This is a genomic window from Kitasatospora sp. MBT63, from assembly GCF_000710465.2.
GTDB lineage: Bacteria > Actinomycetota > Actinomycetes > Streptomycetales > Streptomycetaceae > Kitasatospora.
In genome coordinates this window covers 1-13,349 of record NZ_JAIZ01000086.1, presented here as the reverse complement: position 1 = coordinate 13,349, position 13,349 = coordinate 1, and the positions used below count along the sequence as shown (strand labels likewise).

The window sequence follows — 13,349 nt, the reverse complement described above, 5'->3', positions numbered from 1 at the left end:
GCCGGCACCCCGGCCGACGGCGCCCCGGGCGACTCCGGTGCGGCCGGGCCCGGCGGCCTGCCCCAGCGCCGCCGCGGCTCGACCCTGACCGGCGCCACCACCGCCTCCCGCACCATCGCGCCGGCTCCGTCGGCGCAGCCCGTACGCCCCGGCGGCGCGGCCCTGTCCGCGGCCCGCTTCGGCGCCTTCCGGAAGGCCCTGCAGCAGGGGCCGGAAACCACCGACGCTCTCCCGAAGGACGATTCCTGATGAGCAGCACCGACCGTGATCTCGACTGGCTGTTGGAGAACCTGGTGAGCGGCACTCCGGGGGCGCGGCACGCCCTGGTGCTGTCGGCGGACGGCCTGAAGCTCTGTCACACCCTCGGGCTGGGCACCGACCAGGCGGACCAGCTCGCCGCCATCGCCTCCGGGATGCAGAGCCTCGCGCACGGTGCCTCGATCGAGTTCGGTGACGGGTCGGGCGGGGTGCGGCAGTCGATGACCGAGTTCCACGGCGGCATCCTGTGCATCGTGGCGGCCGGTGAGGGCGCGCACCTCGCGGTGGTCACCGACGACGACGCCGACGTGGGCGTGGTCGGGCACAACATGCACGGGCTGATCGAGCAGATCGGGGCGTACCTGAGCGCCCCGCCGCGCGAGATCGAGGCCGGGGTGTGAACGCCCCCCGGAACCTGCCGGGCCGGGACGAGGACCCCGACCGGCTCTACACCGTGACCAAAGGGCGCAGCCGCCCGCCGGAGCACGCCTTCGACCTGGTCACGCTCATCGTCACGGAGCGGGAGGCGGCGCCGGGCATGCAGTCCGAGCACGCCAGGATCCTGCGGCTGTGCGCGACCCCGACCGCCGTGGTCGAGGTCGCGGCCGAGCTCGGCCTGCCGGTCAGCGTGGTGAAGATCCTGCTCGGTGACCTGCTGGAGGCCGGCACCATCACGGCCCGCCACCCCAGGTTCGCGCCGAACAAGGCCCGCCTGCCCGATCTCGACATGCTGAAGCAGGTGCTCCATGGTCTCCAACAGCTCTGACACCGTGGTGCTCGCCCACCGGGTGCCGCTGCGCAGCACCGCGGAGAACGCGCTCAAGATCGTGGTGGTCGGGGGTTTCGGGGTCGGCAAGACGACCTTGGTGGGTGCGGTGAGCGAGATCCGCCCGCTGAACACCGAGGAGACCATGACCCGGGCGGGCGAGGGGATCGACGACCTGTCGGCGGTCCGCGACAAGCGGTCCACCACGGTCGCCTTCGACTTCGGCCGGATCACCCTCAACGACCAGCACGTGCTGTACCTGTTCGGCGCGCCGGGCCAGGAGCGGTTCTGGTTCCTGTGGGACCGGCTGTTCTCCGGGGCGCTGGGCGCGGTGGTGCTGGTCGACACCCGCCGGCTGGAGGAGTCCTGGTACGCCATCGACCGGCTGGAGCAGCACGGGACGCCGTTCGTGGTGGCCCGGAACAACTTCGACGGCCCGGCGCACACCCTGGCCGAGGTCCGGGCGGCGCTGGACCTGCCGGACCACGTCCCGCTGGTGGACTGCGACGCCCGTGACCGGGAGTCGAGCAAGCAGGTGCTGATCGAGTTGCTGCGGCACCTGCACCGGCTGGCCGAAGCCCAGAGAGCTGTTGTGGAGGAGACGCTGTGACCGAGCCCGCGACCACCCCGCCGCCCGGCTGCCCGGCGCACGCCGGCGCCGCCCCGCTGTACGGGCCGCGGTTCCAGACCGACCCTTCGCAGGTCTACCAGGAGCTCCGCTCGACGCACGGTCCGGTGGCCCCGGTGGAGCTGGCCGGCGGCGTGCCGGCCTGGCTGGTGATCGGGTACCGCGAACTGCAGCTGGTGACCAGCCAGTCGAAGGTGTTCGGCCGGGACTCCGACCGCTGGCACCTGTGGCCGGAGATCCCCGCGGACTGGCCCCTGAGGCCGATGATGACCTCCGCCCCCTCGGTGATGTACGCGGAGGGCGCCGAGCATCAGCGCCGCCGGGCCGCGGTGGACGAGGCGCTGGCGTCGGTGGACCCGTACGAGCTGAAGAAGTACTGCGAGGAGATCGCCGACCGGCTGATCGACGAGTTCGCCGGGCGCGGTGAGGCGGACCTGGTGGCCGAGTACGCGCACCAGGTGCCGCTGCTGGCACTGTGCCGGATGTTCGGGCTCGGCGACGACCAGACGCCGCGGCTGATCCGGGCGCTGGTGGCGATGGTGGACGGCGGGCCCGGCGCCCAGGCCGGCGCGGTCGACCTGCTGGCGGTGATGCTGGAGCTGGTGCAGGAGCGGCGGGTGAACCCGGCCGCCGACATGACCTCGGTGCTGGTGGCGCACGAGGCCGGGCTGACCGACGACGAGATCATGCGGGACCTGCGGGTGCTGCTGATCGCGGGCCACCAGACCACGGCGTACTGGATCTCCAACGCGCTGCGGCTGATGCTCACCGACGACCGGTTCGCGGCCTCGCTCTCGGGCGGCCGGCGCTCGATCGGGCAGGCGCTCGGCGAGGCGCTCTGGGAGGACACCCCGACGCAGATCTTCGCGGGCCGCTGGGCGACCCGGGACACCCAGCTCGGCGGCCAGAGGATCGGCAAGGGCGACATGGTGCTGCTCGGGTTCGCGGGCGCCAACGCGGACCCGGCGGTGCGGCCCGACGGCGGGCGTCCGGCCGAGGGGAACCGGGCCTACCTGAGCTTCTCCTACGGGGACCACGGGTGTCCGCACGCGGCGGCCGAGGCGGCCGAGGTGATCGCGACCACGGCGATCGAGGTGCTCCTGGACCGGCTGCCGGACCTGCGGCTCGCGGTGGCGGAGAGCGCGCTGGTGTGGCGGCCGTCGGCCTGGGTGCGGGCGCTGGTGGCGCTGCCGGTGGCGTTCACGCCGGGCTACGTGGCGGACTGAACCGGCCCGCGTCCGAACCTGACCGGCCCCCGGCCGCGTTCGCCCCTGTGTCCGCCGTGGGTGCGCCCGGGCCGCCCGGTGCGGGCGCGCCCGCACGACTGCCCAAGGCCGACCGACCCGACCCGTGAGTGATGGAGAGTGAGCGGATGACCGCCCCGATCGTGATGGACCCGATCGTGATGGACCCGATGGCGAGCGACAACGTGGCGGAGGGCGCCCGGCTGCGCGCGGCCGGCGCGGTGGTGCCGGTCGAACTGCTCGGCGGGGTGCGCGGCTGGGCGGTCACCCGGCACGCGGAGGCCCGTGAGCTGCTGACCGACCACAGGCTGGTGAAGGACGCCGCGCACTGGGCGGCGTACCAGCGCGGCGAGGTGCCGAAGACGTGGCCGCTGATCGGTCTGGCGGTGCCCGGACCGTCGATGGTCACCACGGACGGTGCCAAGCACCGGCGGCTGCGGGCGATCGTGGCGCAGGCCTTCACTCCGCGCCGGGTCGAGCTGATGCGGCCGAAGATCGAGGAGATCACCGCGAAGCTGCTGGACGACCTGGCGGCGGCCGGACCGGTGGTGGACCTGAAGACGGTGTTCGCCTTCCCGCTGCCGATGTCGGTGATCGGCTGGCTGCTCGGGGTGCCGGAGCGCGACCACGCCTACATTCGGGAGTTGTACGAGCGCTTCTTCAGCAGCACCACCGAGCCGGAGGACGTCCCGGCGACCATCGCCGCCCTGAACGCCTTCGTCACCGACCTGGTGGCGGCCCGCCGGGCCGACCCGGGCGACGATCTGACCAGCGCCCTGCTGGCGGCCGACGTCGAGGGCGGTGCGCTGAGCGACGCGGAGGCCGCGGCCACCCTGCGGGTGATCATCGCGGCCGGTCACGAGACCACCGTCAACCTGATCAGCAACGCGGTCCGGGCCCTGCTCACCCACCCCGACCAGCTGGCCCTGGTGCGCTCGGGGCAGGTCGGGTGGGCGTCGGCGGTCGAGGAGTCGCTCCGCTGGACCCCGCCGACCAGCAACTTCCTGTTCCGCTTCGCCAGCGAGGACATCAAGGTGGCGGACACCGTGATCCCGCAGGGCGAGCCGGTACTGATCTCGTACAACGCGATCGGGCGGGACCCGGCGCAGCACGGGATCACGGCGGAGGTGTTCGACCTCACCCGCGACCCGATCCGGCACCTGTCCTTCGGCCACGGCCCACACGTCTGCCCGGGCTCGCCGCTGGCCCGGCTGGAGGCCGGGATCGCGCTGCCGGCGCTGTTCGAGCGCTTCCCCGACCTCGCGCTCGCGGTCGGCGACGAGGAGCTGCGGCCGAGCCCGTCGATGGTGGTCAACAGCCTGCGGGAGCTGCCGGTCCGGCTCTGAGCCCGGCTCGGGTCCGGTGCGTGTACCGAGGGCCGGGCGCCTGCCCGGCCCTCGCTTCGCCGTGGTGCCGCAGCACAGCCGTGTTACGACTGAGGCACCGGCCGGTGAAGGTCGAACGCATGCCTTGGCCACGAATGACTGGTGGGTTAACGTCTAAAAGCCAGCGATCGCTGGGTAGACAATCTCCGGTTCAGCGCAGTGTTGTTCTGTCGTACTGCTGGCATGCCCATGCCCTGACGAGGAGGACTCATTGACCGCCACTTCGACCGCGACCGAGGGATGCCGATGAACGGGACGCATCGGCGCCGCCTGCTTGCCGTACCAGCCGTGCTCGGCTTGGTACTTGCCGCAGCCTGCTCGAACAGCTCGGGCGGGTCCGCCAAGGGTGACGGGGCGGACGCCGCCCCGCTGACCGGCGACTGCGCGAAGTACCAGGCCTATGCCGGCCACTCCGGCACCAAGGTGACGATGTTTGCGTCGATCCGCAGCCCGGAGTCGGACTCGCTGGAGAAGTCCTGGTCCGAGTTCAGTTCCTGTACGGGCATCAAGATCGTCTATGAGGGCTCCCCGGACTTCGAGTCCCAGCTCCCGGTGCGGGTGGCCGGCGGGAACGCCCCGGACTTCGCCATCGTCCCGCAGCCCGGACTGCTCGCCCAGATGGTGAAGACCGGCAAGGTAGTGAAGCCGCCGGCCCGGACCGTGGCCAACGAGGACAAGTGGAGCCCGGTCTGGAAGACCTACGGCTCGGTCAACGGCACCTTCTACGCCGCGCCGATGAGCGCCAACATGAAGTCGCTGGTCTGGTACTCGCCGAAGGCGTTCAAGCAGGCCGGCTACGAGGTCCCGAAGACCTGGGCCGACCTGATGTCGCTCAGCGACAAGATCGCCAAGGCCGGCGGGGGCAAGCCCTGGTGCGGCGGGATCGGCTCCGGCACCGCCACCGGCTGGCCGGCCACCGACTGGCTGGAGGAGGTCGTGCTCGGCACCCACGGCGGTGACGTCTACGACCAGTGGGTCAGCCACAAGCTCAAGTTCAGCGACCCGAAGATCACCGAGGCGATGCAGACGGTGGCCGGCTGGATGCAGAACCCGGCCTGGGTCAACGGCGGCATCGGCGACGTGAAGTCGATCGCCACCACCACCTTCCAGGACGCCGGGACCCCCATCCTGAGCAGCAAGTGCTGGATGCTCCAGCAGGCGTCGTTCTACCGCGCCCAGTGGCCCCAGGGCACCAGCATCGGGCCGGACGGCGACATCTTCGCCTTCCACCTCCCGGCCGTGAACCCGTCGGTCACCAACCCGGTCGAGGGCGGCGGCGAGTTCGTCACCGCCTTCTCCGACCGGCCCGAGGTGCAGGCGGTGCAGGACTACCTCTCCAGCGCCGACTGGGCGAGCAGCCGGGTCAGGGTCTCGCAGGGCTGGGTCTCCGCCAACCAGGGCGTGGACAAGAGCCTCTACACCGACCCGATCGACCGGCTCTCGGCAGACGCGCTGACCGACCCGGCGGCGACGTTCCGCTTCGACGGCTCCGACCTGATGCCCGCCGCCGTCGGCGCGGGGCAGGAGTGGAAGTCGCTCACCGCCTGGTTCGCCGAGGGACAGGCCATCCCGAAGGTGGCGGCCGACATCGACGCGGCCTGGCCGCAGTAGCCGGCCCCACCGGGCAGCGCGGGTCCACCCACCCGCGCTGCCCCCGCCGCTCTCCCGCCCGGCGTCGTCCCTGACCGCTCCGGTCGACCCCGACCTCCTCCGGCCCGCCCGCCCGTGCGGGCCGTCACCCGTGGAAGGACCTCCGTATGCCGACGGCCTCGCTCGCCACCGCCCGGCTGGCCGAATCGGCATGGGCGGACGCGTCGGTCAAACTCCTCAACAGCACCGTCGCCATGGTCGGGTTCGTGGTCGCGCTGCTGGTGGTGTTCGGCCTGACGAGTCTGGTCCGCGGACGGCTGTCCCGGCCGCTCACCATCCTGGTGCTGCTCGGGCCGGCCCTGCTGCTGCTCTTCGTCGGCCTGGTCGTGCCGCTGCTGCGGACCGTCTTCCTGAGCCTGCGCAACGACGACTCCACCCGTTTCCTCGGTGCCAAGAACTACGTCTGGGCGCTGACCACCGAGTCCGTCCAGCAGGTGCTGCAGAACACACTGCTGTGGCTGGTGGTCGCACCGCTCGCGGCCACCGGGCTCGGCCTGCTGCTCGCGCTGCTGGTCGACCGGATGAAGGGCCAGGCGGTCTACAAGTCGCTGATCTTCATGCCGATGGCGGTCTCACTGGTGGGCGCCGGCATCATCTGGAAGTTCGTCTACGAGGCCCGGGACGCCGCCCAGCCGCAGGTCGGGCTGCTCAGCCAACTCGCCGTGAGCCTCGGCTGGGAACACCCGCCGAACTGGATCCTGTCGCAGCCGCTCAACAACTTCCTGCTGATGGTGGTGATGGTCTGGGTCCAGACCGGCTTCGCCATGGTGGTGCTCTCCGCGGCGATCAAGGCCATCCCGGACGAGATCACCGAGGCGGCCCGGCTGGACGGTGCCGGGGGAGTCCGGCTGTTCTGGTTCGTCACCGTCCCGATGATCCGCACCACCCTGGTGGTGGTGCTGACCACCGTCATGATCACCACACTGAAGGCCTTCGACATCGTCCGCACCATGACCGGCGGCAACTTCGGCACCCAGGTGCTGGCCAACGAGATGTACGAGCAGTCGTTCGTGCAGTACAACGTCGGCCGCGGCAGCGCGCTCGCGGTGATCCTCTTCGTGGCCGTGCTGCCGCTGGTGGCGTACAACATCGTCCAACTGCGCAAGGAGCGTGCGACCCGATGAGCGAGACCGCAGTTGGCCGCACCGCCCGCGCCCGGGCGGCGGCGGCCGGGGTCCGGACCGCCCGCAAGTCGCTCGGCAGCCCGCTCGGCTCGCTGGTGGTGATCGTGGTGACCGTGCTGTGGACGATCCCCACCTTCGGCCTGCTGGCCACCTCGCTGCGGCCCAAGCAGGACGTGGCGAGCAGCGGCTGGTGGGAGGTGTTCGTCCACCCCGACCTGACCCTGTCCAACTACCACACGGTGCTCTTCGAGGGTGGCTTCAGCGTCAGCGGCGGCCTGATGCCGTACCTGGTGAACTCGCTGGCGATCAGCCTGCCGGCCACGCTCTTCCCGCTGGTGCTGGCGGCGATGGCGGCGTACGTGCTGGCCTGGGTGCGTTTCAAGGGGAGCGACACCGTCTTCTTCGTGATCTTCGCACTGCAGGTGGTGCCGCTGCAGATGGCGCTGATCCCGCTGCTGCGGCTGTTCTCCGGAGGTGCGCACCTCGGCTCGCTCACCATCGTCCCGGCGGTGGACCTGAGCGGGACGTATGCGCCGGTCTGGCTCGCGCACACGATGTTCGCGCTGCCGCTGGCCACCTTCCTGTTGCACAACTTCATCTCCCAGCTGCCGCGGGACCTGATGGAGGCGGCGGTGGTGGACGGCGCCTCGCACTTCAGGATCTTCACCTCGATCGTGCTGCCGCTGTGCACGCCGGCGCTCGCCTCCTTCGCGATCTTCCAGTTCCTCTGGGTCTGGAACGACCTGCTGGTGGCGCTCACCTTCGCCGGCGGGTCGGCCGACGTGGCGCCGATGACCGCCAGGCTGGCCCAGCTCTCGGGGTCGTTCGGCGGGCGCTGGGAGCTGCTGACGGCCGGGGCCTTCCTCTCCCTGATCGTCCCGCTGGCCGTCTTCTTCGCGCTGCAACGCTTCTTCGTGCGTGGTCTGTTGGCCGGTTCCGTCAAGGGCTGACCGGATTTCGGGTTGACCTGTCCCAGGAATGTGGTGATTCCAAGGACATGACCGCCTTCCAGCCGGTACACCGGTAGCGGCGATTCCGCCGCTGGTGTGGTAATCCGATCTGGGGGCTCGTGTGAGGTTCAGGAAACGTGTGTCGGGCCTGGTGGTGGCCCTGATGGCAGCTGCGGCACTGGTCGCGGCCCCGGCCCAGGCGGCTGGCACGGCAACGCTCGGTACCACCACGGTCGGCGGCTCGACCGACTCCGGTGACTCCAACCACATGAACACCTCGCGCTACGTCACGGGCTCCAACGGTGGTGCGGTCAGCAGTGTCAGCGTCTACGTCGGCGCCGTCGACGCCGCGCCCAACAACCAGTACCAGGTGGGGATCTACACCGACGCGTCCGGCAAGCCCGGCTCGCTGCTCGCCAGCAGCACCTCCGGCACGCTCAGCGCCAACAGCTGGAACACCCTGGCGCTGACGGCCACCCTCGCCCCCAACACCCCGTACTGGCTGGCCTACAACAGCAACGGCAGCTCGGCGGCGGTCAACAACCTCAAGTACGCCGGCGGCGGCACCAGCGGGTACAGCGTCGGCGGCACCGCCTTCGGCACCTGGCCGGCCGCCTTCGGCACCGCCGCGACCGAGAGCGTCAGCTTCTCGATGTACGCGACGTACACGCCGGACGCCGGCACCGTGACCCCGCCCGGCGCGGGCCCGGGCAACGAGGGGCCGATCCTGCTCGTCAGCAACCCGGCCAACCCCTACACCCGGTACTACACCGAGATCCTCAAGGCCGAGGGCCTCAACTACTACAAGGTCAGCGACCTCTCCGGGGTCTCGGCCGCCACCCTCGCCTCCTATGACGTGGTGCTGCTCGGCGAGTCGTCGCTCACCCCGGCCCAGGTGAGCATGTTCACCACCTGGACCAACGGCGGCGGCCGGCTGATCGCGATGCGGCCCGACAAGCAGCTCGCACCGCTGCTGGGCCTGACCGCGACGCCCGACACGCTCAGCGACTCGTACCTGAAGATCGACACCTCGGCCGCCCCCGGCGCCGGACTGACCGCCGACACCATGGGCTTCCACGGCACCGCCGACCGGTACACCCTGAACGGCGCCACCGCCGTCGCCACGCTCTACAGCGACGCCAACACGGCCACCGCCAACCCCGCCGTCACGCTGCGCACCGCGGGCACCGGCCGGGCCGCCGCGTTCACCTTCGACCTGGCCAAGTCCGTGGTCCAGACCCGGCAGGGCAACATCGCCTGGGCCGGGCAGCAGCGCGACTCCACCGACGGCTACGAGGCCAGCGAGATGTTCTACGGCACCGGCGGCCAGCCGGACTGGAACAACCTCGACAAGGCGCTGATCCCGATCGCCGACGAGCAGCAGCGCCTGCTCGCCAACCTGATCACCACCATGGACCTGGCCAAGAAGCCCCTGCCGCGGTTCTGGTACTTCCCGCGGGACGTCAAGGCCGTCGTGGTGATGAGCGGCGACGACCACGGCATCGGCGGCACCGTCGGCCGCTGGGACGGCTACATCGCGCAGAGCCCGCCCGGCTGCAACGTGGCCAACTGGGAGTGCGTGCGCGGCTCCTCGTACATCTACACCGACGACCCGATGACCCCGGCGCAGGCCCAGGCCTACACCGACGAGGGCTTCGAGGTCGGCGTGCACGTGACCACCGGCTGCAAGCCGTGGGGGACCGCCGCCAACCTCCAGTCCGTCTACGCCGCCCAGCTGGGCGAGTGGAAGTCCAAGTACTCCACGCTGCCGACGCCGGCCAGCAGCCGCACCCACTGCGTCGAGTGGGACGACTGGGCGACCCAGGCCAAGACCAAGCTGGCCAACGGGATCCGGCTGGACGAGGACTACTACTTCTATCCGGCCTCCTTCACCAAGGACCGGGCCGGCTACTTCAACGGCACCGGCCAGATCATGAAGTTCGCCGACACCGACGGCAGCGTCATCGACGAGTACCAGGCGACCACCCAGCTGACCGACGAGTCCGGCCAGTCCTACCCCTCGACCGTCAACACCCTGCTGGACGCCGCCTACGGCAGCCAGGGCTACTACGCGGCCCTCACCGCCAACATCCACACCGACTACGCCGCCTCCACCGCGTCCGACGCGATCATCTCGGCCGCCAAGGCCAAGGGCGCCCCGGTGGTGTCGGGCCGTCAGATGCTCACCTGGCTGGACGGGCGCAACGGCTCGGCCTTCAGCAAGATGGCGTGGAACGCCAACAAGCTCACCTTCGACATCACAGGCGGCACCAACGGCCTGCGCGCGATGGTCCCGGTGACCTCGGCGGCGGGCACCCTGACCGGCATCAGCCGGCAGGGCCAGGCGCTGACCTACCGGAGCGAGACCATCAAGGGCGTCGCCTACGCCTTCTTCGACGGCACCGTCGGCTCGTACAGCGTCACCTACGGGCAGGACACCACGGCACCGACCGTCACCGGGACCTCCCCGGCGTCCGGCGCCACCGGCGTCGCCCCGTCCTCGGCGGTCCGCTTCAACTTCAGCGAGCCGCTCAACCCGGCGACCGTGTCCGGTTCGACCGTAACCCTGAAGACCACCTCCGGCTCCACGCCGGTGGCGGGCACCGTGACGTACGACTCGGCGACCAACGGCGCGGTCTTCACGCCGTCGGCAGCACTCGCGCTGACCACCGGCTTCACCGCCACCGTGCAGGGGGTGAAGGACACCGCCGGCAACACCCTGGCCGCGCCCTACAACCTGGCCTTCACCACGGGCGGCGCGCCGCCCAAGACCATCGGCAACACGGCGGTCGGCACCCTGATCGACGACACCGACTCCAACCACATGAACGGCAGCAAGATCACTACTGGCGCCGCGCCCGTGCCGCTGACCTCGCTCAGCGTCCACGTCGGCTCGGTCAGTGCGGCCCCCAACAACCAGTACCAACTGGCCGTCTACACCGACAACGCGGGCTCGCCCGGCACCCTCGTGGTCTCCACCGCGAGCGGCACGCTGTCGGTCAACGACTGGAACACGGTGCCGGTCAGCGTCACGCTGGCCGCCAACACCACCTACTGGCTGGTCTACAACAGCAACGGGACCACCTCCTCGGTCAACAACATGAACTACAGCGGTGGCACCGCGGGGCAGGGTGCTTACAGCAGCAGCGGGGTGCCGTTCGGCACCTGGCCGTCCGACTTCGGCCCGGCGGTCAAGGACTCGCTGGCCTACTCGCTGTACGGGTCCTACTGACCGGACCCGCTGTCGGCCCCGGAGGGGCGCCTGTGTCACAACTCTGCGACACAGGCGCCCCTCCGGGGTTTTGAACCTGTTCAGAACGATCGGTTCGGGCCTAGAGTCGCCAGGGTTCGCACGTGCCGGGCCTCCGCCCGGGCCTCCGGCGAGGCTCTGACGTGCCCGGTCGTCCTGAGGGGGAGTCATTTCCACATCGTCCAATCCACCCACTCCGTCGGAGCCCGGGGCGGAGGTGTCCGCGCCGGGTGTTGAGGCGCCCGAACCGGGTGTTGGGGTTGCTGAGGCCGGGGCTGGGGCTGGGGCCGGGGCGGGGTCCGGGGTCGGGGTCGGTTCCGCGCCCGGGGCCGCCGCGTCCGTGGGTACGCCTGTGGGTACGCCTGTAGGGGCGCCCGTGTCGAAGCCGTTCGGGGCTACGGGGGCCGGGCCTGCTGGGGCCGGAACTTCTGCCGGTACCGGTGCCGGTGTCGGTGCCGGAGTTGGTGCGCCGCGTGCCGCTGGGCCGCAGGCCGGGCGGCCTCCGGTCCCGCCGCAGATGAATCCGTACCGCTCGCCGTACCCCCAGACGCCACCGCCGGCCTGGGTCAAGGCGACCGAGCCGCAGAAGCCCGCGTCTCCCGGCCCCTGGGTCGCTTTGGCGGGGATCGGGGCAGGGCTGGTCACGGCGTTGCTGCTCGGCGACGGACTGGGTGTCAACCTGCTGATCTGCGCGCTCGCGGCGGCCGGTGTGGCCGCGCTGACGGCCCGGTCCGCCCATCGGCGGGCCCGGCCCTGGACGCTGGTCTGGGCGGCTTCCGCGCTGGGTCTGCTGATCGTTCCGGCGGTCAGCGCCGCGGCCTGGCCGACAGCCGTGGCCATCCTCGTCGCCGCAGGGGTGGGATCGCTGGCCCTGCACGGCGGCACCCGATGGGCGGGTGTCCTGCTCGGATCGGTGGGTTTCTGGGGTCACTTGATGACCTCCGTGCCGTGGGCCGCAGCCGGGCTGCGGACGGACAACCTTCCGTCCCGCAACCGGGTGGTGCCGGTACTGAAGGCGGTGGCCGTCTCGGTGGGCCTGCTGGTCGTCTTCGGTGCACTGTTCGCCAGCGCCGACGAGACGGTGGCGAACCTGCTTGGCGACCTGACGCCCAGCATCGACGTCGACGACCTGCCATTGCGGGTCCTGCTCTTCGTGCTGGGCCTGCTGGTGGCGCTGGGGGCGGCACACACCGTCGCGGCCCCGCGCCGGTGGGACCGGCTGCCGATCGCACCGGGCAAGCCCCGAAGCCTGGTGGAATGGGCGCTGCCCATGACGGCGCTCAGCCTGCTGTTCGGCGTCTTCGTCACCGTCCAGGCGGTTGCGGTCTTCGGCGGCGGCCTCGACGCGGTCAGGACCAAGCCCGGTGTGATCCCCGCGGAGTTCGCGAGGGAGGGGTTCTGGCAGCTGCTCTGGGTCATCGTGCTCACCCTTGCCGTGGTGGTCCTCGCCGCGCGGTGGGCGCCGCGTGCGACGGCGGGGGACCGGTTGACAGTGCGGGTGCTGCTGAGCGTCCTCTGTGCGCTCACGGTCGCCGTGGTGGCCTCGGCCATGTACCGCATGCATCTGTACGTCGACGCCTTCGGGCTGACCCGGTTGCGGGTCTCGGTCGCCGCGGTCGAGCTCTGGCTCGGGGTGGTGTTCGTCCTGATCGTGGTGGCGGTGCTGATGGGCTCCCAGCGCTGGCTGCCCAGGGCCGTGGTGCTCAGCGCCGTGGTGGGTGCCGCGGTGCTCGGCCTGATCACCCCCGACTCGCTGATCGCCGAGCAGAACGTTGCCCGGTACGAGCGGACCGGCAAGGTCGACGTGGCCTACCTGCGGAGCCTGTCCGCCGACGCCGTCCCGGCGCTCGACCGGCTCACCGGCGACCGGCGGGCGTGTGCCCTGGAACTGATCAGCGCGGACCTCGCCGACGGTGCGCCCTGGTACGCGACGAGTCTCTCCGAGGCGCGGGCCCGTGCGATCCTGCGGGACCGTCCGGTGCCGCAGGACGCGTCCAAGGCCTGCCGACGGCTGGGTGTTCGGACGGGCGACGAGTACCCGTAAGCGGCAGGGCCCGTGCGGGTGGGCGGGGCGGGCGGGGTGGCGTCGGCGGG

At 71.1% G+C, this 13,349-nt stretch carries 10 protein-coding genes and 1 pseudogene; all 11 read left to right on the top strand.

Annotated elements, in window-relative coordinates:
* A pseudogene (locus AA75_RS49080) lies at positions 1–249 on the top strand (ATP-binding protein); the annotation flags it as partial.
* Positions 249–659, top strand: coding sequence for a roadblock/LC7 domain-containing protein (locus AA75_RS05820; RefSeq protein ID WP_033818680.1), 411 nt, complete (start codon positions 249–251; stop codon positions 657–659). The pseudogene AA75_RS49080 and the gene AA75_RS05820, both read left to right, overlap by 1 nt.
* A complete protein-coding gene (locus tag AA75_RS05815) occupies positions 656–1,024 on the top strand; it encodes a DUF742 domain-containing protein (RefSeq protein ID WP_051811901.1) in 369 nt (122 codons plus the stop codon). The genes AA75_RS05820 and AA75_RS05815 overlap by 4 nt, the downstream gene beginning before the upstream one ends.
* Positions 1,005–1,634 (top strand): ATP/GTP-binding protein, encoded by a 630-nt coding sequence (locus tag AA75_RS05810; RefSeq protein ID WP_033818679.1) that lies wholly within the window; start codon positions 1,005–1,007, stop codon positions 1,632–1,634. Before AA75_RS05815 ends, AA75_RS05810 begins: the two co-directional genes overlap by 20 nt.
* Positions 1,631–2,878 carry a cytochrome P450 gene (locus AA75_RS05805; RefSeq protein WP_033818678.1) on the top strand — a complete coding sequence of 416 codons (1,248 nt, stop codon included), beginning with the start codon at positions 1,631–1,633 and terminating at the stop codon, positions 2,876–2,878. Before AA75_RS05810 ends, AA75_RS05805 begins: the two co-directional genes overlap by 4 nt.
* Positions 2,879–3,024: 146 nt before the next feature.
* Positions 3,025–4,242, top strand: a complete 1,218-nt coding sequence (locus AA75_RS05800; RefSeq protein ID WP_033818677.1) for a cytochrome P450 — start codon at positions 3,025–3,027, stop codon at positions 4,240–4,242.
* 285 nt (positions 4,243–4,527) lie between these two features.
* The gene (locus AA75_RS05795; RefSeq protein WP_033818676.1) at positions 4,528–5,892 is read left to right on the top strand and encodes an ABC transporter substrate-binding protein; all 1,365 of its coding nucleotides are present in this window, start codon (positions 4,528–4,530) and stop codon (positions 5,890–5,892) included.
* A gap of 146 nt (positions 5,893–6,038) precedes the next feature.
* On the top strand, positions 6,039–7,055 hold the full coding sequence (locus AA75_RS05790) for a carbohydrate ABC transporter permease (RefSeq protein ID WP_033818675.1): 1,017 nt from the start codon (positions 6,039–6,041) through the stop codon (positions 7,053–7,055).
* Positions 7,052–8,005: a carbohydrate ABC transporter permease gene (locus AA75_RS05785; protein WP_033818674.1), complete on the top strand. Its 954-nt coding sequence runs from the start codon at positions 7,052–7,054 to the stop codon at positions 8,003–8,005. Before AA75_RS05790 ends, AA75_RS05785 begins: the two co-directional genes overlap by 4 nt.
* A 163-nt stretch (positions 8,006–8,168) precedes the next feature.
* Positions 8,169–11,237 carry an Ig-like domain-containing protein gene (locus tag AA75_RS05780; protein ID WP_149037966.1) on the top strand — a complete coding sequence of 1,023 codons (3,069 nt, stop codon included), beginning with the start codon at positions 8,169–8,171 and terminating at the stop codon, positions 11,235–11,237.
* A gap of 535 nt (positions 11,238–11,772) precedes the next feature.
* Positions 11,773–13,299, top strand: coding sequence for a DUF4153 domain-containing protein (locus AA75_RS05775; RefSeq protein ID WP_082526283.1), 1,527 nt, complete (start codon positions 11,773–11,775; stop codon positions 13,297–13,299).
* Positions 13,300–13,349: the final 50 nt, after the last annotated feature.

What these genes read in the sequence shown, in the direction of transcription:
- AA75_RS05795 (WP_033818676.1), top strand. Translation starts at nt 4,528, where the DNA reads ATGAACGGGACGCATCGGCGCCGCCTGCTTGCCGTACCAGCCGTGCTC.
- AA75_RS05785 (WP_033818674.1), top strand. Translation starts at nt 7,052, where the DNA reads ATGAGCGAGACCGCAGTTGGCCGCACCGCCCGCGCCCGGGCGGCGGCG.
- AA75_RS05780 (WP_149037966.1), top strand. Translation starts at nt 8,169, where the DNA reads ATGGCAGCTGCGGCACTGGTCGCGGCCCCGGCCCAGGCGGCTGGCACG.
- AA75_RS05790 (WP_033818675.1), top strand. Translation starts at nt 6,039, where the DNA reads ATGCCGACGGCCTCGCTCGCCACCGCCCGGCTGGCCGAATCGGCATGG.
- AA75_RS05800 (WP_033818677.1), top strand. Translation starts at nt 3,025, where the DNA reads ATGACCGCCCCGATCGTGATGGACCCGATCGTGATGGACCCGATGGCG.
- AA75_RS05820 (WP_033818680.1), top strand. Translation starts at nt 249, where the DNA reads ATGAGCAGCACCGACCGTGATCTCGACTGGCTGTTGGAGAACCTGGTG.
- AA75_RS05775 (WP_082526283.1), top strand. Translation starts at nt 11,773, where the DNA reads ATGAATCCGTACCGCTCGCCGTACCCCCAGACGCCACCGCCGGCCTGG.
- AA75_RS05810 (WP_033818679.1), top strand. Translation starts at nt 1,005, where the DNA reads ATGGTCTCCAACAGCTCTGACACCGTGGTGCTCGCCCACCGGGTGCCG.